We start from the raw sequence: 22,278 nt of genomic DNA, 5'->3' as shown, positions 1-22,278 counted from the left end.
CGTCGCGAAAAGTCCTATGGAAAATCCTTTTTTTCTCTGGAGCGGAATCTGCAGCACGCTCAGTCTCGGCGCGCTCAATAAAAAAAGACCAACCATCACTTGAGATCCGGTAAGGGGGAACGCTGGTGAGGAAAAACAACACATCGAAGGTGCGGTTCGCTGCCATCGTGCGCGTCGGCGCCGGGACGCTTGCCGCATCGCTGTCTTACGTTTGCGCGTATGCGCAGCAAGCGCCGTCCGACGACATCGACCCGCTCACGGAAGTGATCGTCACGGCGACCCGCCAGGTCTCGACCGTCAACAAAGTGCCGATGTCGATCACCGCGATCACCAGGGACGCGATGGAGAAGCAAGGCATCAATGACGTGCAGGATCTCGTGCGCATCGTGCCGGGCGTGACCTTCAACCGCGACTCGAACGACAGCCGGCCCGATATATCGATTCGCGGCGTGAAATCAGTGCAGGGACCGGCGACCACCGGCATCTACCTCGACGACGTACCGATCCAGAAGCGCGGCGTTCCCGGAGGAATCAGCGGCAACGGTTCGCCGTTTCCGCAGCTGTACGATCTGGCGCGCGTCGAAGTGTTACGCGGCCCGCAGGGAACTCTGTACGGTGGTTCGGCGGAAGGCGGCGCAGTGCGCTTCATTACGCCGACGCCAAGCTTGACCGAATATGACGTCACCACGCGCGCCGAGGTCTCCTCCGTAGATCATGGCGACATGAGCTACGAAGGCGCGATCGCGGCCGGCGGTCCGATCATCGACGACAAGCTCGGCATTCGCGGCAGCGTCATCTACCGGCGCCAGGGCGGATACATCGACCACGTCTCGCTTTATACGGGTGAACAGTTCGGCAACAACACGAACTGGCGCGAGACGACCGCAGGGCGTCTGGCGATGCTGTGGGCGCCGACCGAGAACCTGCGTATCACGACTTCGCTTTACTATTCGAAGGAGTATCTGGCGGACCACGAACTCTATTTCGACAACGTTCCGCAATTCAGCGCGAATTGCGGAATCTTCACCAACCGCGGTACCACACCGGGCGGCGCCACCGGAGGAGTGCAGTACGATTTTGCCGACAAGGCGTTCACGGGCTGCGGCACCTACGGCCCCTATAACTACTTCGGGGCGGGCAAGACCTTCATGGGGCTCTATCCGACCTTGACCGGCACGCCATTGATGGCGCCTTCGCCCCGTGAAACGCGCCTCTTCGTGCCGTCGCTGACGGTCGACTATGACTTCGGCGCGGTGACTCTGAAATCCATCTCCGCTTATGTTGGCGATACGGTCACGGGGTCTTCTCCGGGCGTAGCACAGATGCTCGGAACGTTTCCGGCCATCATGCCAAACACCACCAACGCACAATTCGTCATTCCGGGTTCGGTAGCGACAACCTGTGGCAACACTTCCTCGATCACCGACGATGGCGTCTGCCGCGTGCCGGTGAGCGGCGGTGTCGGAACCAACTTCATCATTCCCGGGTATCCGCAGCGGCTCGCGAGTTCGCAGTTCGACAATCAACGCGACGCCTACTCGCAGGAATTTCGCCTGCAGTCGGCGAACGATGAGGCGAAACTGAGCTGGATCGTCGGGGCGTTCTACAGCACCGCCGACTATGTCACCGCGTACGACACGATCGGCGACGACGAAGACGTCGCGAATTATCTGCGCGGTGTCGGCATGGAATGGTTCCTCGGTGCTCCCGCGGCCGATCCCGATACGGGACGGCTGGTGCAGGTCGGAGAATCGGGTCTCGTTCTCTATCGCCGCCAGTACACCACCGAGAAGGAGATCGCCGCCTTCGGCGAGGCTAACTACAACTTTACCTCCAAGCTCAAGGGCACCATCGGAGTGCGCCTGTCGCAGGTCGAAATCGACTATCACCAGTATGCGGCCGGTCCGAACGGGGTCGGCAATCCGGACGGATTCGTCGCGACGCCCCGGCCGCCGGAGCGCATCACGGATCCCACCGCGGGCCATCCTTTCGCCAACCAGCCGGGCGACCCCGGTTTTCTCACCTCGGGCAACCAGAAAGAGGAGCCGGTCACGCCGAAAATCGGCCTGTCCTACCAGGCGAACAACACCAACCTGTTCTACGGCACGATCGCCACCGGGTATCGGTCGGGCGGCGTCAACATTCCGACCAGCCAGGGTCAATGCGGGCCTACGCTACAGGCGCTCGGCTGGACCAACACGCCAGCCGAGTACGAATCGGACGAGCTGACCAGCTTTGAACTCGGCGCGAAGAATCGCATTGGCAACTGGCAGATCAATTCGTCCGTCTTTTACATCGACTGGAAGAATCCGCAGATCAACCAGCGCCTGAGCCAGTGCGCCTTCAACTACGTCGCCAATGGCGGCAGCGCCGTCAGTCAGGGATTCGACGTGCAGATCACCGGTAGTTTGGGGCCGGTGTCGCTGACCGGATCAGTTGCCTACACCGATGCCAAGTACACCGAGACCGTGGAGAGCACCGTGTCGACGGGTGCTCCGCAGATCATCGTCCGCGACGGCGATACGCTCGGCGTGCCCGAGTGGCAGTTCAGCGCATCCGCGCAATACGACTTCACCATCGCAGACCAGCGCGCATACCTGCGGGCGGACTATCAGTACACCGGCGATTACCTGCGTACCACGGGGCCGGGCACCGTCACGTACGACGCCTTCGGCTATCAGGCCGACCCGATCCGCAACCTCGACATGCGGCTCGGCATGAACTTCGAGAAGCTCGAGGTTGCGCTGTTCGGGACCAACCTGACCAATGAGGACAATCTCCTCACCGAGACTCATCCCGGCGGTTCGATCCTCAACTATCTGGCCATGCCACGGCCTCGGGAAATCGGGCTCACGGTGTCGTTCCGCTACTGAAAACGAGCGGTGCGCTACCGGTCTTCGATGGTTAGGGCGCGACGGAAATCGTCGCTCGGGAACAAGTGCAGAAGCTAGCTGGGCGGTCGCGCGTTCCGGTAGGACAATTGGATGGACATCGAGGACCAATGGGTAAAAGTGCCAGCAGAACTAGCGTTTATCCATGTACGTTCCGGCCGCGCTACAGTCAAATCGTGCGCGCGCGGCGTCCGTCGCGGCACTGGATCGGGAAAGCGAGAGGTTTGAGATGGCACAACGACCCATCGGTTTTGGTGTGATCGGTGCGGACCACATTCACATCTATCGGATGGCCGCGGACATGGTCGCGGCGGGCGGCGTCTTTAAAGGTTGGTGGACGCGCAACGAACCGGAGCCCTCCGCGCGCGTCTTCCAGGCGTTCCCGAACGCATCGCGCCTCGCGGACTATCGGACACTGCTGGACGACAAAAGCATCGATCTCATCCTGATCGGCGCGATGCCGGGCGAGCGAGCGGGCTTCGCCATCGAAAGCATGCGCGCGGGCAAGGACGTCATGACGGACAAGCCGGGCGCGACTACGCTTGAGGACCTTGCACAGGTCCGCGTTACGGCGGCCGCGACGGGGCGGTTCTGGTCGGTGGCTTTCAGCGAGCGTTACTGGGTGCGAGCCATGCTCAAGGCGGCGGAGCTGGTCGAGCAGGGCGCGATCGGACAGGTGATCCACACCACCGGTCTCGGTCCACACCGTGGCATCCTCGGCCAGCGTCACCCGTGGTTCTTCCGCCGCGAGAGCAGCGGGGGAATCCTGGGCGATATCGCTTCGCACCAGATCGACAGCTTCATACATTTCACCGGCTCGCGCGCGCCGCGCATCGTCGCCGCGAGTGTTGGCAACTTCACGCGCCCGGATCATCCCGAGTTCGAGGATTTCGGCGAAGTGCTGCTGCACGGGGAATCCGCCTCCGGCTATCTACGAGTGGATTGGCTCACGCCCGATGGGCAGCCGTATTCGAGCGACAGTCGCTTCACGGTTCTCGGCACCGAGGGCGTTGTCGAAGTCCGCAAGTACGTCGACCTGTGCGGCCAACCGGGTACCGATCATTTGCTGTTGGTACGCGGCGACCAGATCGAACGCATCGACTGTTCCGCCGTGCCGATCCGCTACTTCACCGACATCGCCGACGACGTGCGCGAGCGCAGCACGTCGGCCGAGAGGCCTGGCCACTCATATCTCGTGACGGAACTGGCGCTCCGCGCGGGACAGACGGCGGTGCGGCTCGGACATCTTGCGAATCCGGACCGGAAATGAACGTACTCCTGATAGGTGCCGCCGGCATGCTCGGGCGCAAGCTCACGGCGAAGTTGATCCGCAGCGGCGCAGTCGGAAACCGGCCCATTACCGCGTTGACGCTCGCGGATATCGTTGCGCCCGAGGCGCCGCGTGCTGCGTTCGATATTCGGGCCGTCGTCGCCGATATGTCGCAGCCAGACGTCGCCCGGCAGCTGATTGCGCCGCGGCCCGACTTGATCTTCCATCTCGCCGCCGTCGTTTCGGGCGAAGCAGAAGCCGATTTCGAGAAGGGCTATCGCGTGAATCTCGACGGGACGCGTGCGCTGTTCGAGGCGATCCGCACCGCCGGATCCGGCTACCACCCCCGTGTCGTGTTCACCTCGTCCGTAACGGTCTTTGGAGCGACGCTCCCGGATGTCATCGGCGACACCCATCACGTGACACCGCAGACCAGCTACGGCACGCAGAAGGCGATGTCTGAGCTGATGCTCGCGGACTATTCCCGGCGCGGTTTTCTCGACGGCATCGGCATCCGCCTGCCCACGATCTGCATTCGTCCGGGCAAGCCCAACAAGGCAGCGTCCGGATTTTTCTCGAGCATATTGCGCGAACCGCTCATCGGCCAGGAGGCGATCCTGCCGGTGAGCGATTCGGTGCGACACTGGTTTGCGAGCCCGCGCGCCGCCGTCGAATTCATGGTGCACGCCGCAACGCTCGACAGTTCGCGGCTCGGATTCGTGCGGACACTCACGATGCCGGGATTCTCGGCGACTGTCGCCGAGGAGATCGAGGCGCTAAAACGTGTCGCGGGCGCGCGCGCCGCCGCACTCGTGAAACGCGTACCCGACCCCGCGATCGCGGCGATCATCAGTTCATGGCCGCGCAGCTTCGATGCACGTCGCGCTCACGAGCTTGGCTTTCGCGCGGAGTCGACTTTCGACGAAATCATCCGCGTGCACCTGGAGGATGAACTCGACGGTGCGCAACCCTGGCGCCAGCAGGAGCCATGAGCGCAAGCGGAGGTGTCGATGCTCCTTGGAGCCATTGCCGATGATCTGACGGGCGCCAGCGATCTCGCCAACACGCTGAGCGCGGGCGGAATGCGGACAATGCAGTTCGTCGGCGTGGATGCCGAGGGTGCGCCGGCGGATTGCGAAGCGGGCGTCGTGGCCCTCAAGACACGTTCGATCGCGGCGGACGAGGCTGTGGGCCAGTCGCTGGCAGCGGCACGCTGGCTGCTCGATCAAGGCTGCCGCCAGCTGCTTTTCAAATACTGCTCGACCTTCGATTCGACGCCGGAAGGCAACATCGGTCCGGTCGCCGAGGCGCTGCTCGAGTTGTGCCGTGCCGAGGGAGCCATCGTGTGTCCGGCATTTCCGCGCGCCGGGCGTCGTGTATTCATGGGGCATCTGTTCGTCGGCGATCGCCTTCTCAACGAGTCGGGCATGGAAAGTCATCCGCTGACGCCGATGACCGATCCGAACATCCGCCGGTGGCTCGGGCGCCAGTGCCGCAGTCCGATCGGTCACATCGCGCTCGCCACGGTGCGGGAGGGCTCGAGCGCCGTGCGCCAGTCCGCCAGCGACGCATGGCGTCGCGGTCAGCGCCTGCTGGTCACCGACGCGATCGACGACGCGGATCTCGAAACGCTTGGCGCCGCTGTGGCCGACCATCGCCTGATTACGGGGAGCTCCGGTGTTGCGCTTGGCTTGTCGCAAAATTTCCGGGCATCCGGCTTGCTGGCCGGCGAGCCGTTGGCGCTCGCACGTCCCGCAGGCCCTGGCATCGTTCTGTGCGGTTCCTGTTCCCGGACTTCGCGAGCCCAGGTCGAAGCCTACGGCCGGTCCGCACCCTGGCTTGCGATCGACTCGGACAAACTACTGACAGGGCGCATGACCGTGGAGCGCGCATTCGAGTGGGTGCGCGCGCAGTCCGGCGCAGTGCCGATGGTCTTTTCCACGACCGAACCGGAGATCGTCGCGCGGACGCAAGCCCGCCACGGAGCGCAGCATAGCGCCGCCGCCGTCGAGCAGTTCTTCGGCGAACTTGCCCGGCGCGTGGTCGATGGCGGTGTAAGGCGGCTCGTCGTAGGTGGCGGCGAGACTGCGGGAGCTGTGATGATGGCGCTCGGTGTGCGGCGGCTGTGGATAGGTGCGGAAATCGACACCGGTGTGCCCGCGCTGGTTGCCGAGCGCGACGGTATCCTCGGACTCGCGCTCAAGAGCGGAAATTTCGGCGGGGTGGATTTTTTTTCCAGAGCACTGGAGGCGGTCGGTTCAACATGAATGAGCAAGACCTGCGCGCAGCGATCGTGCGGTGGGGCGCGTCGCTGTTCTCTCGCGGCCTCACCGGCGGTTCTTCCGGCAACATCAGCGTGCGCCTCGAGGCAGGGTATCTCGCGACGCCGACGAACTCCTGCCTCGGCGAGCTCGTCGCGAGCCGGCTCTCGAAACTCGACGCAGCCGGCAGACACATCGGCGGCGATCCGCCGACCAAGGAATTGCCGCTGCATCTCGCCTTCTATCTGAATCGCCCCGCAGCTCGTGCCGTGGTGCATCTGCATTCGACCTACGCGACGGCATTGTCCTGTCTCGCCGACACCAACGCCGCCGATGCGCTGGCTCCGCTCACGCCGTACGGAATCATGCGTCTGGGCAAGCTGCCGCTGACGCCGTATTCGCGTCCCGGATCCGCCGGCCTCGCAACGCCCGTTGCCGAGCTCGCGCGCGATCACGTCGCGGTGCTGCTGCAGAACCACGGGCCCGTGGTTTCGGGCCAGACCCTGGAAGAGGCCGTATTCGCGGCCGAAGAACTCGAGGCCTCGGCGAAGCTCGCGTTGTTGACGCGCGGATTGCCGGTGCGCCTGCTCGGTGCCGACGCGGTCGCGGATCTCGAACGCCATTTCCGGACGAAATAGCGCATGCAGAAATTTTCCGCCAATCTCGGCTTCCTCTGGCCTGACCGGCCGGTGTCCGATCGGGTCGTCGCCGCGGCGGCGGCCGGCTTCAGGGCGGTGGAGTTTCATTGGCCCTACGATGTGCCCGCGGCGTCGCTGCGCCGCACCTGCCGCGAGGTCGGCGTCGAAGCCCTGGCACTCAACACTCCGCCCGGCGACATGCAGGCCGGAGAGTACGGCCTCGGCGCATTGCCGGGGCGCGAGGCGGATTTTTTCGCGGGTTTCGATCGTGCCTGCGACTACGCGCGTGAAATCGGCGCGCGCTTCGTCCATGTGATGGCGGGCGTGCCGCGGGAGGCAGACGGCGAACGCGCGCGCGCCACGCTGGCTGACAATCTGCGACTGGCGGCGGAGCGCGCGCACGATCTCGTGCTGCTGCTCGAGCCGCTCAATGCCCGCGACCGGCCGGGCTATTTCTTTTCGACCGCCGAAAAAGTCGCGGCGACGATCGATCAGGTCGGCGCCGCGAACCTGCGCATGATGTTCGACGTGTATCACGTCGCCATCGCGCAGGGCGACGTATTGACGCGGCTCGAGCGCTACCTGCCGACGATCGGGCACGTGCAGATCGCGGCGGTCCCGAGCCGCGCCGAGCCGGACCAGGGGGAGATCGCCTATGGCGCGATCTTCTCCGCCCTCGATCGGCTCGGCTACCGTGGCTGGATTGGCTGCGAGTATCGCCCGCAGGAATCGACCGACGAAGGATTGCGCTGGCTCGAAACCTTCGGCATGTCCCTCAGAAACGATACGACAGCGTGACACCCATCTCGCGCGGCCGCTGCTGCGACATGTAGGTGAGGAATGAGAGCGAGGAGGCGCCGCTCGGTCTGGCCATCGACAGCAGGCTGTCATCGTTGGTGAGATTGTTCGCGTACATCGACAGATCCAGGCTGTCGATTTTCATGCCGATGCGGACCGCAAGGTTCTGGAAAGAATCGCCCTGGTAGCCGAATGGATCGTAGCTGATCGTCCCGGGTCCGGTGGTGCGCAGGTAGTCGCCGCTGTACTGATAGTCAGCCCGCAGGTAGATAGGCTTTTCCGCCACCGTGAAGTCGTACTGGGTCGACGCCGCAAACTGCCACTTTGGTACGCCCATCGTGTCACCTTCGCGCACCACGATCTGCGCGGCGGTGCCGGGCGCAACCTTGCTCAGCACCGTCTCGGTGTAGGCGGCATCCGTGTAGGCGGCCGAGCCGCTGATCGATACGGGCCCCAGGCGGCCTGTCAGCTGAACGTCGAAGCCCTGGCTGACGGCCGCGCCGCCGTTGTCCAGATAGTTGAAGAGGCATGCGCTCAGGCGCTGGTTGATCTGCGGATTCTTCCAGTCGATATAGAACACCGAAGAGTTGAGCTGCCAGTTGCCGATGCGGTTCTTCGCGCCGAGCTCGAAGCTCGTCAGCTTGTCCGACTTGTATTCCTCGGGCGTGGTCGTCCAGCCGAGCGCCGCGAGCGCGGCGCCGCAATTGCCCTGGCTTGCCGGGATATTGACGCCGCCCGCACGGAATCCCGAAGAAACCGTGGCGTAGAAGAGCTGGTTGTCGGTGGCCTGGTAGGCGATGCCGGCCTTCGGCGTCAGCGGCCGTTCCGTCTGCGAGCCCGTGGTCGTGGTGATCGGATCGCCGGGCTGATTGGCGAATGGATGTCCCTCGCCGGGATCGGTGATGCGAGTCGGGGGCAGGGGAGTCGCAACGAACCCCGGCGGGTTGCCGACCAGATTGCCGCCGGCGGATATCTGGTAGTAGTCGAGATCGGACTCCGAAGCGCGCAGGCCGACCGTGCCCTTCCATTTCGACGTGAAGTCGTAACTCACTTCGCCGAACAACGCGATGTCCTTCTCTTGCGTGAACTGGTGACGATAGGTGCTGAGGCCTGGCGTTCCCACCGGCAGCAGCTGGCCGGTGTCCGGATCGGCCGCAGGTGCGCCGAGGAACCACTCGAAGCCGACGCCGCGCAGGAACATGGAGACGTCCTGGTCGTTGCCGACGTTCTCGAGATTCTGCTCGTAGCGCGCGTCGCTGTAGAAAACACCGGCGATCCAGCTGAGTTTTCCTTCGCCGGGTGCGGATTGGAGCCGGAATTCCTGGCTGAAGGCGCGCCGTTCGTTGAAGTACTCGGAACGCGCGATGCGCAGCGGAAAACCCGGGATGATGAAATTCGTTCCGGCGCCGCCGGCAACGGGCACGCGGCAAATGCCGTCGTCCGTGCGCGACGAATCGCTGCCGCAGGTGGTGGCGACCGAGCCCGGGATGACGAATTGCGCATTCGTGGCGTTCGGCATCACGCCCGGAAACGTGCCGAGCATCTGCGTGACGCCAGGCGTGTAGCCCGACACCGTGTCGGTCACGTACGCCGTGATCGACTTCAGCAACACGGAGCCCATGTCGAAATCGACCGTCAGTGCCGGCAGCGAGAACTTCGTTTCGCGCGGCGAGCCGGAAAACGACGGCGTGCTGGTGGTGTCTGGATAGACGCCCATGAAGGTCTTGCCGGGCCCGAGGAAATGGGTCGGTGCGATCGTGCCGCCGCTGTACGCAGTGTCCGGAAAGTCGAACAACACGCCGCCGGTCGTCCCACCGGGCGTCGCGCCGCGGTTGGTGAAGACCCCGCCGTTGATAGTCAGCTGAGGCAGATCGTCGTTGAAGAGCTCGTTGTCGTTCAGGTGTTCCTTCGAGTAATAGAACGAAGGCGTGATGGCCAGATTGTCCGTCGGCTGCCAGAGCAGCGACAGCCGCGCGGCGCTCGACTCGCGCCAGTTGGTGTTGTCGGCGAAGCGCTCGCCGGTGTAGATAGACACGTGATCGATGTAGCCGCCTTGACGTCGGTACAACACGCTGGCGCGTGCACCGAGTTTGTCGGTGACGAGCGGGCCGCCCGCGGCAACGGCGACGTCATAACCGGCGCCGCCGTGGTCGACCTGCGACAGTTCCGCGCGGGTGGTGACTTCGTATTCGGTCAGACTCGGGGTCGGCGTGATGAAGCGGATGGCACCGCCCTGCGCGGAGCCGCCGTAGAGAGTGCCCTGCGGCCCGCGCAGCACCTCGACGCGTGCCAGGTCGTAGAGCGGCGGAAAGGGCGAGCCGTTGCCGGACACACCGCCCGAGCTGCCGCGCTTGTGGATAGGCACGTCGTCGATAAAGATGCCGGTGGTCGGCGTGCCCTGGCTGAAGGACTTCACGCCTCGGATCGCAATGTCGGGATTGCCGTCGCCACTGTCGCGGCGAAAAGTCACGCCCGGAACGATGCGGGCGAGGTCCTGCACGTTCTTCACCGCCTGACGCTCGAGCATTTCCGGTGTGACGGCGGTGATCGACATCGGCACCTTGTTTACTGTGGAGACCTGCCGGGTCGCCGTGACGACGACTTCATCGAGCAGCCCGCTTTCTTCCTGGCCTCGAGCGGGTAGTGCGACGATCGCCGCGAGAGCCGCGCCGCAGAGGACCGGGAAAGTCCGCGCGAGCGTCGAATGAAAACTACGACTGCTGGTCATAACACCCCCATGTGCGTGCAGATTGGTCGTGCCGAAATGTCGTCACGTGCCTGCGTTTGTTCGGCGAGCGTGAGCGCGCCCGCGTATTGCCTCCAGAGAAAAAAACCATGTTCCGTAGGACTTTTCGATGCGCGACACGTTGCGTGGAGTACGCAATGCCGGCGGCGCGCTGCAGCGATGCGCAGCCAGGGCGCGCCCGCGCCGCCGCGCGCTGGTCAGTCGGAGGCGCGAATGACGCGCGCGCCCGCTGCCTCGAACTTTGCGCACTGTGCGGCGGTGGCGCGCCGATCGGTGACCAGCGTCCAGGTCGCCGGAAGGCGCGCCCATGCGGACTGGCTGCTGCGCGCGATCTTGGAGGAATCCGCAAGCACGATGACTTCGCGCGCCTGCTCCATCATCGTGGATTTCAGCGCCGCCTGATCGAGGCTCGCCTCGCACAGGCCGCGCCCCGCGACCAGGCCATCCGCGCTCATGAACACCTTGTCCGCCGTCATGCGCCGCATGGCGTCGATCGCCAGCGGCCCCACGGTGCTCATGCTCGTCACGCGCAGCGATCCGCCGAGAACGCTGAGTTCGAGTGCCGGCGCGTCGGCCAGGATCGCGACCAGTGGCAGATTGTTTGTTATGAGGTGATGCCGCCGTCCTTTGAGCAGGCGGGCGAAGGCGGCGACCGTTGATCCTGCATCGAGGATGAGCGCGTCACCGTCCTCGAGCAGGTCGAGTGCGGCGCGCGCAATTGCATTTTTCTGCGCGCCGTTGACCAGTTGGCGCTGATCGAGGCTGGTTTCAGCCTGCGCGTGCGCGAGCATGGCGCCGCCGTACGTTCGGCGCACGGCCTTGGCGCTCGACAAGCGCTGCAGATCGCGGCGAATCGTCGATGCCGAAACGCGAAAGCGCCGGGCCAGTCGCACGACGTCCACCTCGCCAGCGCCGAGCGCGTGGAGCAGCAGTGAATGGCGCTCCTTGCCGCGCATCCTCAAGCGCTCCCGCAATGCATGTGGCGGCTCATCGCTTCGGCGCGAGTTCGACAGCCTGCCGTATCGCTTCGATCAGGCTGCGCTCGTCTGCGACACCCGTGCCGGCGATGTCGAAAGCCGTTCCATGATCGACCGACGTGCGGATCATCGGCAGACCAATCGTTATGTTCACGCCCGCCTCCAGTCCCAGCACTTTGATCGGACCATGTCCCTGGTCATGATACATCGCCACCACGATGTCGTAGTCGCCGCGCGCGGCGAGAAAGAAGAGTGTATCGGCTGGCAGCGGGCCTTTGACGTTCCAGCCTTTCGCCTGGCAATTGCGAATCGCGGGGGCGATCTTTTCCGCCTCCTCGCCGCGGCCGAATAGGCCGTTTTCGCCGGCGTGCGGGTTGATTCCGCAGACGCCGATGCGTGGCGCGGCGATTCCCGCGCGCACCAGAGTGGATTGCGCGCGGCCGATGACGCGTTCGACCAGCGCGGGCTCGATGCGCTCGATGGCGTCGATGAGACCGATGTGGGTCGTCACGTGGATCACCCGAAGCTTCGGCGCCGAGAGCATCATCGAAACTTCCGCGGTTCCGGTGAGCGCGGCGAGTAGTTCGGTGTGACCTGGATAGCGGTGACCGGCAAGATGCAGCGCTTCCTTGCTGAGCGGCGCGGTGCAAATGGCGTCGGCTTGTCCCGCTTCGGTGATGTGTACCGCGCGCTCGATGAAACGATATGCCGCCTCACCACAGAGGGCCGACACCTTTCCGAAGGGATAGTCCTTCGGCACCAGATCGAGATCGATGCAAGCCACGACGCCGGGCGTGAACTGCGCTTGCGCCGGTTCCCGCAAGCTGTCAACGCGCAACGTCGAGTTGAGGATGCGACCCGCCAGCCGCAGGCGTGCGGCGTCGCCGATGACGAGTGGCCGGCAAAGCGCGTGGATATCCGGGCGGGCGAGCGCCTTCATGATGATTTCCGGGCCGATGCCGGAGGCGTCGCCCATCGTGATGGCAATCGTTGCCGCACTCATCGAAGCAGTCCCTCGCGACGCACCAGCCGCAGGCGCGCGACAACGCGTTGCAGGCACCGGTGGTCGCCGAACGCGCCCGCCTTGGTGACGACGGGAATCGACAGGCTCCCGTGCGTCAGCCCGAGCGGTATACCCGGCTCGATCTCGTCGACGAGCCGGATGCCGTCGATGCCGAACTGCGCGAACAACGATGCGGCGGTCTCGCCGCCAGTCGCCACCAGCCCACTCAGGTGGGCCGCCGCCGGCCGCAGCGCGTACGCGAGCCCTTGCGCGAGCCGGGCAGCACTCAAGGAGTCGGGTGGCACACCGCGCGGTATCTCGACCAGCACATCGTCGCCCGCTTCGAGGCCTTCGATGACGCTCCGCGCGAACTCAGGAAATCGAGATGGCTCGCGCTGTTCCGCCAGCATCGAAAAGGACGGGCGGATTTTGCGCACGCGCGCCTGCCGCGCCAGGGTCCGCGCGGCCTCGCGCGATGAGCGGGCCAGCGAGCCGACGACGATCAACGCGCCTTTTCCAGTCGGCGTTACCGGGATCGGATTTACCGAAACGGCGGGTCGCGTACTGGCGAGCGCACGGGCAAATCCGGCGCTGCCCGCGAAAAACCATGACGCGTTTGCCCGCAAGCCGGCGCACGCGATGCGAACAAGATCCTCGTCGGTCTGCGCGTCGCAGACGGCGACACACTTCATGCGGCGCGCGAGTCGCGCGAACAGGGCGCGAAGCGCCGCGTTGTCGCCACGTATCGTCGCAAGCGCGACACGCTCGGCAGCGACTCCGGCCGCCGCCAGAACTTCAACGAGGTTGGCGAGCGGCTGCCCCGCGCTGAGCACCATCCCACACAGCGTCGTTGCCCCGATTGCGGGAAACGCCGGTGCCAGCACGCCGAATGCCCGGCCCCGGTGGCTGGTCAGGATCTCGAGTGCGGCGGCGATCTGTACCGCCGGCTGCCCGCGCAGCTTCGAATCGATCTTCATGTAGAGCGTGCGATCCGGTCCGTATAAACGATTGAGTGCCATGCGCTGTGAAGCGCTGGCTGCGGCCGGCGGCAACGCGCGGCTGCCGGCGTCGTAGGCGATGACGGCAGGATCTTGCTGCGCGGTTGCGTCACTGCGCGATTGCCAGCGGACCGCGGCCTCGGCGCCGCGCGCGGCGAATGCGACGGCGCAATCGGCGGCGCCACTCACATCGTCGGCGACGATGAGCCAGCGTGCGCTCATGTTGCCCGCGTCCCGCGTCCGATCGAAGTCCGACACCTGTGCGTCTCCTGGCTTGCGCCGCGCAGGCCGGCCAGACGGGTGTGGCCGATGCGCGCGCGGGTCGCGACGAGTATGCGCATTCCGCGCAATACGTTCAAACACATTGCGCAGAGAGCGCATATCTCGCCAAGGCAGCGAAAAGTCCTATCAAACGACGCTTTTTTCTATGGAGCCAGGCGGCCGGCGCGCTCACGCTCGCGTCTGTAGAGACTGGTAAATGACGCACGCAGCGGGGGGACGCCAGTGAAAAGCAACTTCAATCTCGACGTGGATCGCGCCTTGGTGATTCGGTTTGCGGCGGCCGGCGTGTTCACGGCGGCGCTCGCGCTGCCGGCCGCTGCCCAGCAGGCACCGCCGGATCAGGACCAGATCGACGAGGTGGTCGTAACGGCGACCCGTCAGGTCTCTACGGTGAACAAGGTGCCGCTCTCGATCACCGCGGTCACACGCGAGATGCTCGAGAAGCAGGGCATCAAGGATGTTCAGGATCTCGTGCGCACCGTGCCGAGCGTGACATTTCGCCGCGACACGAACGACGGCAATCCCGACATCTCGATTCGTGGCGTCAAGTCCGTGCAGGGCGCGCCGACCACCGGTATCTATCTAGACGATGTCCCCATTCAGAAGCGCGGGAGCCCGGGCGGCGTCACCGGCAACGGTTCGGTACTGCCCACACTCTACGATCTAGATCGGGTCGAGGTGCTGCGTGGTCCGCAAGGCACGCTGTACGGCAGCTCGGCGGAGGGCGGCGCGATCCGCTTCATTACGCCGACGCCGAGCCTGACGGAATACGAAGTGACGACGCGAGCCGAGATTTCGTCGGTTGATCACGGCGACATGAGTTATGAAGGCGCGATCGCCGCGGGCGGGCCGCTGGTCGAGGACAAGCTCGGCTTCCGCGCGAGCGCTATCTATCGCCGCCAGGGCGGATACATGGATCACGTTTCGCTCTACACGGGCGAGCAGTTTGCGAACAACAGCAACTGGCGGGAAACGGCTGCGGGACGCGTCTCGCTCCTCTGGGTTCCCAGTGACAATCTGAAGGTGATGCCTTCCCTCTACTATTCGAAGGAATACCTGCACGACAACGAACTGTTCTTTGGAAACATTCCGCAGTTCACCATCAATTCGGGTGTCTTCACCAATCGCGGCGCTACACCCGGCGGCGCGATGACCGGTGGCGTGTTGTACGACTTCCAGGACAAGCCGTTCACCGGCGCAACTTTTGGTCCCTATAACTACCTCGGCCCCGGCAAGACGATCATGGGGATCTATCCCGACACCGTCGGGACTCCGGACTATGCCGGCTCGCCGCGCGACACGCGGCTCATCCTGCCGGCACTTACCGTCGACTACGATTTTGGCGCGTCGACCCTGAAGTCGATCACCGCGGTGGTGGACGACGAAGTCACGGGCTACACGCCGGGCGTGTCGTCGATGTTCGGCTTGTTCCCCTCCGTCATGCCGTTCTCGACCAATGCGCAGTTCGTGATTCCGGGCTCCGTTGCCACCACCTGCGGGAGCGACTCGTCGCGCACGGATGACGGCGTCTGCCGCGTGCCGGTCACGGGCGGCGCGGGCACCAACTTCATCGTCGCCGGATTCCCGCAGCGCATCGCGCGTTCCGAGTACGACAACTTCCGCCGTACGTTCAGCCAGGAGCTGCGCCTGCAGTCGGGTGCCGATGCCGAGCGCCTGACCTGGATCGTCGGACTCTTCTACAGCGACGCCAGGTACACGCAGAATCTGCGCAATGTGGGCAACGATCAGGACGCGTCGATGTTCCTGCGCGGCGTCGGCTTCGAATGGTTCCTCGGCGCCACGGCGTCCGACGACGCGGGAGCGCTGCTTCCGATCGGCGAATCGGGCCTCAACACCTATCGGCACCAGATCACGACGGAGAAGGAATTCGCGATCTTCGGTGAGACTAGCTACAGCTTCACGCCGCGTTTGAAGGGCACGATCGGCGTGCGGGCCGCAGAAACCGAGCTCGAGTACTTCCAGGCCGCCGCCGGCGGCAACGGCATCGGCAACCCGACCGGTTTCGTCGCGACACCTCAGCCGCCCACGCGCATCACGGATCCGAACGCCGGCCATCCGTTCGCGAATCAGCCGGGCGATCCCGTCTACACCATCTCGGGCGAACAGAAGGAGCAGCCTGTCACGCCGAAGGTCGGCCTTTCGTTCCAGGCGAATGAAACCAATCTCTTCTATGGTACGGTGTCGACCGGTTATCGCGCCGGTGGCGTCAACATCCCGGCGAGCATCGGCAACTGTGGTCCGGCGCTGGCCGCGCTCGGTTGGACCACGACGCCGATCGAATACGAATCGGACAAACTGACGAGTTTCGAACTCGGAGCGAAGAATCGCTTCGGCAACTGGCAAGTGAATTCCTCCGTGTTCTACATCGACTGGAAGAACCCGCAGATCAATCAGCGGCTGAGCCAGTGCGCGTTCAACTATCTCGACAATGCGGGCTCCGCGGTGAGCAAGGGCTTCGACATCCAGCTGTCCAGCCGGATCGGTCGCCTGTCGCTCAGCGCCTCGGCCGCGTACACCGAGGCCACTTTCACCGAGACGGTGCTGAGCCAGGTGGCGCCGGGTGCGACTGCGCAGGTCATCGTTCGCGACGGCGATACGATGGGCGTGCCGGAGTGGCAGTTCGCGGCGTCGACCCAGTACGACGTTTCGCTGGCTGGGCACGAAGCCTATATCCGGGCGGACTATCAGTATTCCGGCGACTACCTGCGCACCACCGGGCTCGGGACGATCAGCTACGACCCCATCGGGTACCAAGGAGAATCCATCGCGAATCTTGCGCTGCGGATCGGCGTGCACTTCGATGCAATGGAACTTGCGCTGTTCGCGGACAACCTCACCAATGACGACAGCCTGCTGTCCGTCGCACGTCCGAGCGGATCATTCATCACGTACATGTCGGAGCCGCGCCCACGTGAGATCGGCCTCACTTTGTCTTATCGCTTCTGATGAACCCGATCACGATATCTGCTCCGACCCTGTCGTACGCGAAGCCGCTCGACTTCATCGACGCGGCGGCCGCGGCTGGCTTCGATGGCGTGGGCCTGCGACTGAGCAAGGCCTCTTCGCCGGACCTGCCGTTCCATCCCGTGGTCGGAAATGCTCCGCTCATCGCGGACATCAAGCGACGGCTGGCGGACACCGGCCTCAAGTTCCTCGACATCTACACCTTCTATCTAACGCCGTCGTTCGATCTCGATGCCTGCAAGGCGGCGCTGGAAGTCGGTGCGGAATTCGGCGCGAAGTTCGCGGCGACCGTTGGCTACGACGCCGACCACGCACGGGCGCGCGACACGTTCGCGCGCATCTGCGACGCCGCGCAACAGTTCGGGCTCACGACAACGATCGAATTCGCGCCGCTCGACAATTGCTGGCCCGCCACGCTCGATCAGGCTGTCGGTCTGTTGCGTGAAGTGGACCGTCCGAATGCCGCGATCATGCCCGATCCGAAGCATCTGCTCGCGACGGGCGGTGCAATCGCCGATTTGCGCGCCGTCGATCCCCGCTACATCCGCTACTGCCAGATCTGCGATGTCGAGATCCAGGGCGATGTGTTTCTGCCCGCGCTCGGACGCAACGGCCGGAATGCGAAACGGCGTCTGCTTGGCGAGGGGATTCTGAACGTTGCGGAATGGCTGGACGTATTGCCGCCCGGGATTTCGATCAGCGTCGAGTGCGTTCCGCAACCCAAGGGCCTTGCCGACCGCGAGTGGGCGATGCAGGTCGGCCGCACGACGCGCCAGGCGATCGAGAGCTGCTATCGCGATCAACCTGGCAATCGACGTTCCTGAGCGAGGCAGGCGATGCAGCTGCGCAGTGTCGGACGCTCCAGCCTGCAGGTCTCATTGGCAGGCCTCGGCACCAGCAACTTTGGTGGGCGTGTGGAACCGCGCATGGCGCGGGCGATCATCCACAAGGCGCTCGATCTCGGCGTCACGTTGTTCGACACCGCCGATTCCTATGGCGACGGACGTTGTGAAGAAGTGCTGGCGGAGGCGCTTGGCGCGCGCCGCAAGGAAGTCATCATCGCCAGCAAGTGGGGCAATTTCGATCCCGGCGGCGGTGCACCGAAGCCCGCGGTCGAGATACGTGGCGGTTCGCGCTGGTATGTCCTGCATGCGCTAGAGCAGAGCCTGCGGCGCCTCGCGACTGATTACATCGACCTGTATCAGCTTCACAAGCCAGATCTTCAGACTCCGATCGAAGAGACGCTCCAGGCACTCAACCATGCCATCCGCCAGGGGAAGGTCCGCCACATTGGCGTCTCCAACATGCCCGCATGGCAGATTGTCGAAGCGCAGCTCATTGCGAAGCAGCTAGGAATCGACGGGTTCGTGTCGTTTCAGGATCGATACAGCTTGCTGGCGCGCGGCATCGAGACAACGGTGTTTCCGGCCACGGATCGCTACGGACTCGGCCTGCTCCCGAATCTGCCACTCGCCGAAGGATTGCTCACCGGGAAATACCAGCGTCAAACGCCGGCGCCCGAAGGCACGCGGCTCGCGACCTGGTCGAGAATGACGGAGCGCAGTGTCAACGAACGCAACTGGAGCGTCATGGAGCAATTGCGCAGCTTCGCCTTCGAGCGTGGCCACGCCCTGCTCGAGCTTGCGATGTCCTGGCTTGCCACCCGTCCGCAGGTGAGCAGCATCATTGCCGGCGCGACCAGGCCGGAGCAGGTTGAGCAGAACATCAGCGCCCTCGGCTGGGCACTGACGGAAGACGAGTTGTCCGCGATCGATCGGATCACGCTGGAATCACATTAAGGGGCGACACATGTCAGGCAAAGGAATCGTACTCATCACGTTCGACGCACCGGAGACCAAGGAATTTCTCGACTGGGCTCACAACAAACACATGCAGGACGTAAGCAAGGTTCCAGGCATCACGCGCGTGCGCCGCTTCGAAGTCGTCGACGGACCGGAGGATCGAAGGCGTTTCCTTTCGATCACGGAATACGACGATCTCGAGACGGCCGTCGCCTATCGAAAGAGCAACGTGGGAAAGTTGCCACAGCAGGATGCCGACAGTCGTGGCGTCTCGCGGCGCTACCTGATGGCTTGCCAGGAAATTTTCTCGGTGACCTTCCCCAAGGCCAGCGGTGAAGCCGACGATTCCGGCAGCAAGAAATGACCGCAGTGCTTCGCGAAGTGCGCTGATGGCCGACATCGTTTGCGCCATCGGTACGTCGTTCAGTCCGCTGCTGCTCATCGCACCCGAGGATTGGGCGGAATACTGCCAGGGCGATCGCAAGCGCCCGTTCAACCGCCGCGACGGCACGCTGATAACGCACGATGAGCTGCAGGCCGAGAACGGTGACAAGTACGCGAGCCGTGCCACCGTCGCGGAATTCCGGCGTGCCGCGAAAATCGCACAGGGCTGTCTCGATCGAATCGCCGCGGAGCTCGCCGCGGCGCAACCGGATGTGATTGTTGTCGTCGCGGACGATCACGCGGAGCTGTTCGACAGCACCAACTTCCCGACGGTTGCGGTCTATCGGGGCGCGACGCTCGCGAGCCCGGGGCTCGATCGGCGCATGTCGGGTTACATGTCCGCGCAGAGCGCAGCGGGGCCGGCCTGGCGCGCTGCGATCAAGGCCGCGCAAACGATCGAAGCACAGCGGCACTACCCGGGCAATCCGGCATACGCGGACGCGCTGGTTCGCGGCATGATCGAGGAGAACATAGACGTGGCAGTCGCGACCGAGCCGAAGGATCCGGTAAACGCGGGTCTCGGATTCGGTTGGGGATTCGTAGTCAATCGGCTGCTCGCCAACGCCAGGATTCCGATCGTTCCGGTGCTGCTCAATACTCACTATCCACCCAACGTGCCGACGCCCGGCCGCTGCTTCCAGATCGGACAGGCATTGCGGGCGGCGATCGCGGGGAGCGGGAAGAGTCTTCGCGTCGCCGTGATCTGTGCCGGGGGTATGAGTCACCTGGGCATCGACGAGGAGCTCGACCGTCGCGTGCTCGAGGCAACGCGAACGCATGATGCCGCCGCCATCAGCGCGCTGCCGCGCGAGGCGCTCATCGCCGGCAGCTGTCAATTGCTCAACTGGGCGCTGCTGGCCGGCGTCGTGCAGCATCTCGACAACCGCTGGCTGGAATATCTGCCGGTCTATCGCACGGCCGCCGGCACGGGGATCGGGCTGGCATTCGCGGCCTGGTCCTGAAGCGGCGCGTATCCCAGGCGATCGGCGTGAGAAGCACCTGCATGCGCGCGTTCGGTTCGGTATCCGCGCTGCTGGGCGTTGTGCTTCTCGTGCACGCGCGTGCCGCGGAGAACAACGTCGACTGGCCTGTCTACGGTGGCACCTCGAACGAGCAACACTACAGCCCACTGACACAGATCTCGGCCGGCAACGTGGACAAGCTCGGGCTCGCGTGGTTTCACGATCTTCCGCCGGTGCTGAGCGCGGTTGCGGAACCGGTCGAAGCTGATGGCGCGTTATTCGCCGCTTTCGGTTTGGGTTTCGTCGATGCGCTCGACGCTGTTACGGGCCGCCTGCTCTGGAGCTATGACCCGGAAACGGCTTTGATCGCGGGCGACAAATTGCGTACGGCCTGGGCAACCCGCGGACTCGCCTACTGGGATCACAAGGTCTACGTCGGCACGCAGGATGGCCGACTCGTCGCGCTGAATGCCGGCAACGGCAAGCCGGTGTGGAGCGTCGAGACCACTGACAAGGACGACGGCCGCTACATCGCCGGTCCGCCGCGTGTCTTCGATGGCAAGGTCATCATCGGCAATGGAGGAGCGGACCAGGCACCGATCCGCGGCTACGTCACAGCCTACGATGCGCGCACCGGCCTGCGGTTGTGGCGCTTCCACACCGTGCCCGGAAATCCGGCGGACGGTTTCGAGAACGACGCCATGAAGATGGCTGCGCAAACCTGGAAAGGCGAGTGGTGGAAGTACGGTGGCGGTGGCACGGTGTGGCACTCCATCACCTACGATGCGAAGTACCGGCGGATTTACCTCGGAACGGGTAACGGTCAGCCGTGGAATCGCCGGATTCGCAGCCAGGGCCTTGGCGACAATCTGTTTCTGTGTTCGGTCGTCGCGCTCGATGCCGACACGGGTAAGTATGTCTGGCATTACCAGACCGTGCCCGGCGAGTCGTGGGATTTCAACTCTTCGATGGACATCGAGCTCGCTGAGCTGAAGATAGGCGGCGTTCGCCGCGATGTGATCCTGCACGCGCCGAAGAATGGATTTTTCTACGTCCTCGATCGTGCGAATGGAAAGCTCCTGTCGGCCGAGAAGATCGGCAAGGTCACGTGGGCGCAAGCCGTCGATCCGGCGACTGGAAGGCCGATCGAAAACCCGAACATTCGCTATGAAGAGGGCGAAGCAACGATCTGGCCGGGCTCTGCCGGTGTCCACAACTGGCTCGCCATGTCTTTCAATCCGACGACCGGGCTCGTCTACATACCAACGCAGGATTTCCCTGGTGTCTACACCGACAGGGGCATTGATGCCGCCGGTTGGACGGCGTTGCCTCGCGGACATATGAACACCGGAGTGAACACCGGCGCAGTACCGCGCGGCTCAGGGCAAGACGTCGGCAACTGGCTGGTTGCCTGGGATCCCGTTGCGCGAAGGAGCGCATGGCGAATTCAGGTACCTGGCAACGCCGGTGTGCTAACTACTGGAAGTGGCCTGGTATTCCAGGGTAATGCGCACGGGCGGATGGTCGCCCGCGCGGCAGATACCGGCGCCGTGTTGTGGGACTACGACGCTCGCGTTGGCATCATCGCGCAACCCATCAGCTTCATGCGCAACGGTGTGCAATACGTCACCGTGATGGGTGGGTTCGGCGGTCCGCAAGCGCGCAGTGGTGTCGATCGCCTCGCCGGTGAAAATCGATTGGTGTGGGACTATCGCCAGCAAAAGCGGCGCGTGCTCACGTTCGTCCTGGGAGGCAAGGCTGAATTGCCCGCGGGCGGGCCCGTCCAGATCACCATCGCCGCAAATTCAGGCGAGCAGACGGATTCCGTTTTGGCCGCGAGAGGCCAGCCGCTCTTCGATGCCTGGTGTGCGCGCTGTCATGGATCCGGCGCTGTCGCCAATGGCACGGCGCCCGATTTACGCGCCTCCAGCATTCCGCTGAATCGCGAAGCTTTTGCCGCGGTAGTGCGGCAGGGCATTCTCGTGCCGCGTGGCATGCCACGATATGACGAATTCCGGATCGACGACGTTGAAGCGCTACGCAACTACGTCCGCGCGCGAGCTGAAAGGATCTGCTGCGACACCGGAAGATGAGGTTTGCAGGATCTCGCGTCGGTTGTTCCTGCAGCGCGTGTGGAAGGCGCGACCTTTGTTCATGCGCGAGGCGGATTGAAAGTCTGCAGACGGAGCCGCGCCTGCTCGCCGGCAATCGACTCCTCGAG

At 64.2% G+C, this 22,278-nt stretch carries 16 protein-coding genes; 12 read left to right on the top strand and 4 right to left on the bottom strand.

Going from position 1 to position 22,278, the window contains the following annotated elements:
* The first annotated feature begins 125 nt into the window (after positions 1-125).
* The 6 genes from WDO72_04785 to WDO72_04760 all read left to right on the top strand — a co-directional run bounded on the left by WDO72_04785 (position 126) and on the right by WDO72_04760 (position 7,858).
* On the top strand, positions 126-2,873 hold the full coding sequence (locus WDO72_04785) for a TonB-dependent receptor (protein ID MEJ0084971.1): 2,748 nt from the start codon (positions 126-128) through the stop codon (positions 2,871-2,873).
* A gap of 247 nt (positions 2,874-3,120) precedes the next feature.
* Positions 3,121-4,161: a Gfo/Idh/MocA family oxidoreductase gene (locus WDO72_04780; protein MEJ0084970.1), complete on the top strand. Its 1,041-nt coding sequence runs from the start codon at positions 3,121-3,123 to the stop codon at positions 4,159-4,161.
* Complete coding sequence (gene denD, locus WDO72_04775) at positions 4,158-5,153, top strand: D-erythronate dehydrogenase (protein ID MEJ0084969.1); 996 nt, start codon at positions 4,158-4,160, stop codon at positions 5,151-5,153. Before WDO72_04780 ends, denD begins: the two co-directional genes overlap by 4 nt.
* A gap of 18 nt (positions 5,154-5,171) precedes the next feature.
* Positions 5,172-6,428, top strand: a complete 1,257-nt coding sequence (gene otnK / locus WDO72_04770; GenBank protein ID MEJ0084968.1) for a 3-oxo-tetronate kinase — start codon at positions 5,172-5,174, stop codon at positions 6,426-6,428.
* On the top strand, positions 6,425-7,060 hold the full coding sequence (locus tag WDO72_04765) for an aldolase (protein ID MEJ0084967.1): 636 nt from the start codon (positions 6,425-6,427) through the stop codon (positions 7,058-7,060). The genes otnK and WDO72_04765 overlap by 4 nt, the downstream gene beginning before the upstream one ends.
* Positions 7,061-7,063: 3 nt before the next feature.
* Positions 7,064-7,858, top strand: coding sequence for a TIM barrel protein (locus tag WDO72_04760; GenBank protein MEJ0084966.1), 795 nt, complete (start codon positions 7,064-7,066; stop codon positions 7,856-7,858).
* Here the strand turns inward: WDO72_04760 and WDO72_04755 are convergent.
* The 4 genes from WDO72_04755 to WDO72_04740 all read right to left on the bottom strand — a co-directional run bounded on the left by WDO72_04755 (position 7,836) and on the right by WDO72_04740 (position 13,804).
* Positions 7,836-10,586: a TonB-dependent receptor gene (locus WDO72_04755; protein MEJ0084965.1), complete on the bottom strand. Its 2,751-nt coding sequence runs from the start codon at positions 10,584-10,586 to the stop codon at positions 7,836-7,838. The genes WDO72_04760 and WDO72_04755 overlap by 23 nt on opposite strands.
* A gap of 215 nt (positions 10,587-10,801) precedes the next feature.
* Positions 10,802-11,560, bottom strand: a complete 759-nt coding sequence (locus tag WDO72_04750) for a DeoR/GlpR family DNA-binding transcription regulator (GenBank protein MEJ0084964.1) — start codon at positions 11,558-11,560, stop codon at positions 10,802-10,804.
* 31 nt (positions 11,561-11,591) lie between these two features.
* Positions 11,592-12,584, bottom strand: coding sequence for a 4-hydroxythreonine-4-phosphate dehydrogenase PdxA (pdxA, locus tag WDO72_04745; protein MEJ0084963.1), 993 nt, complete (start codon positions 12,582-12,584; stop codon positions 11,592-11,594).
* Positions 12,581-13,804 carry a four-carbon acid sugar kinase family protein gene (locus tag WDO72_04740; protein ID MEJ0084962.1) on the bottom strand — a complete coding sequence of 408 codons (1,224 nt, stop codon included), beginning with the start codon at positions 13,802-13,804 and terminating at the stop codon, positions 12,581-12,583. The genes pdxA and WDO72_04740 overlap by 4 nt, the downstream gene beginning before the upstream one ends.
* Positions 13,805-14,086: 282 nt before the next feature.
* On the opposite strand from WDO72_04740, the gene WDO72_04735 reads away from it, so the two are divergent.
* Genes WDO72_04735 through WDO72_04710 form a run of 6 tightly spaced genes read left to right on the top strand, consistent with a single transcriptional unit; the run spans position 14,087 to position 22,150 of the window.
* Positions 14,087-16,831, top strand: a complete 2,745-nt coding sequence (locus WDO72_04735; GenBank protein MEJ0084961.1) for a TonB-dependent receptor — start codon at positions 14,087-14,089, stop codon at positions 16,829-16,831.
* Positions 16,831-17,673 carry a TIM barrel protein gene (locus WDO72_04730; protein ID MEJ0084960.1) on the top strand — a complete coding sequence of 281 codons (843 nt, stop codon included), beginning with the start codon at positions 16,831-16,833 and terminating at the stop codon, positions 17,671-17,673. The genes WDO72_04735 and WDO72_04730 overlap by 1 nt, the downstream gene beginning before the upstream one ends.
* A gap of 12 nt (positions 17,674-17,685) precedes the next feature.
* Positions 17,686-18,648 (top strand): aldo/keto reductase, encoded by a 963-nt coding sequence (locus tag WDO72_04725; GenBank protein MEJ0084959.1) that lies wholly within the window; start codon positions 17,686-17,688, stop codon positions 18,646-18,648.
* Between the two features lie 10 nt (positions 18,649-18,658).
* Positions 18,659-19,015: a hypothetical protein gene (locus WDO72_04720; protein MEJ0084958.1), complete on the top strand. Its 357-nt coding sequence runs from the start codon at positions 18,659-18,661 to the stop codon at positions 19,013-19,015.
* Positions 19,016-19,040: 25 nt separating this feature from the next.
* Positions 19,041-20,057 carry a hypothetical protein gene (locus WDO72_04715; protein MEJ0084957.1) on the top strand — a complete coding sequence of 339 codons (1,017 nt, stop codon included), beginning with the start codon at positions 19,041-19,043 and terminating at the stop codon, positions 20,055-20,057.
* Between the two features lie 26 nt (positions 20,058-20,083).
* Positions 20,084-22,150: a PQQ-binding-like beta-propeller repeat protein gene (locus WDO72_04710; protein MEJ0084956.1), complete on the top strand. Its 2,067-nt coding sequence runs from the start codon at positions 20,084-20,086 to the stop codon at positions 22,148-22,150.
* Positions 22,151-22,278: the final 128 nt, after the last annotated feature.

The sequence above is a fragment of the Pseudomonadota bacterium genome (assembly GCA_037200975.1).
Classification (GTDB): Bacteria; Pseudomonadota; Gammaproteobacteria; order Steroidobacterales; family Steroidobacteraceae; genus CADEED01.
The sequence above is the reverse complement of the archived record's forward strand: the minus strand, read 5'-3'. Positions and strand labels throughout refer to the sequence as shown.

What these genes read in the sequence shown, in the direction of transcription:
- WDO72_04780 (MEJ0084970.1), top strand. Translation starts at nt 3,121, where the DNA reads ATGGCACAACGACCCATCGGTTTTGGTGTGATCGGTGCGGACCACATT.
- denD (MEJ0084969.1), top strand. Translation starts at nt 4,158, where the DNA reads ATGAACGTACTCCTGATAGGTGCCGCCGGCATGCTCGGGCGCAAGCTC.
- otnK (MEJ0084968.1), top strand. Translation starts at nt 5,172, where the DNA reads ATGCTCCTTGGAGCCATTGCCGATGATCTGACGGGCGCCAGCGATCTC.
- WDO72_04765 (MEJ0084967.1), top strand. Translation starts at nt 6,425, where the DNA reads ATGAATGAGCAAGACCTGCGCGCAGCGATCGTGCGGTGGGGCGCGTCG.
- WDO72_04760 (MEJ0084966.1), top strand. Translation starts at nt 7,064, where the DNA reads ATGCAGAAATTTTCCGCCAATCTCGGCTTCCTCTGGCCTGACCGGCCG.
- WDO72_04755 (MEJ0084965.1), bottom strand. Translation starts at nt 10,586, where the DNA reads ATGACCAGCAGTCGTAGTTTTCATTCGACGCTCGCGCGGACTTTCCCG.
- WDO72_04750 (MEJ0084964.1), bottom strand. Translation starts at nt 11,560, where the DNA reads ATGCGCGGCAAGGAGCGCCATTCACTGCTGCTCCACGCGCTCGGCGCT.
- pdxA (MEJ0084963.1), bottom strand. Translation starts at nt 12,584, where the DNA reads ATGAGTGCGGCAACGATTGCCATCACGATGGGCGACGCCTCCGGCATC.
- WDO72_04740 (MEJ0084962.1), bottom strand. Translation starts at nt 13,804, where the DNA reads ATGAGCGCACGCTGGCTCATCGTCGCCGACGATGTGAGTGGCGCCGCC.
- WDO72_04730 (MEJ0084960.1), top strand. Translation starts at nt 16,831, where the DNA reads ATGAACCCGATCACGATATCTGCTCCGACCCTGTCGTACGCGAAGCCG.
- WDO72_04725 (MEJ0084959.1), top strand. Translation starts at nt 17,686, where the DNA reads ATGCAGCTGCGCAGTGTCGGACGCTCCAGCCTGCAGGTCTCATTGGCA.
- WDO72_04720 (MEJ0084958.1), top strand. Translation starts at nt 18,659, where the DNA reads ATGTCAGGCAAAGGAATCGTACTCATCACGTTCGACGCACCGGAGACC.
- WDO72_04715 (MEJ0084957.1), top strand. Translation starts at nt 19,041, where the DNA reads ATGGCCGACATCGTTTGCGCCATCGGTACGTCGTTCAGTCCGCTGCTG.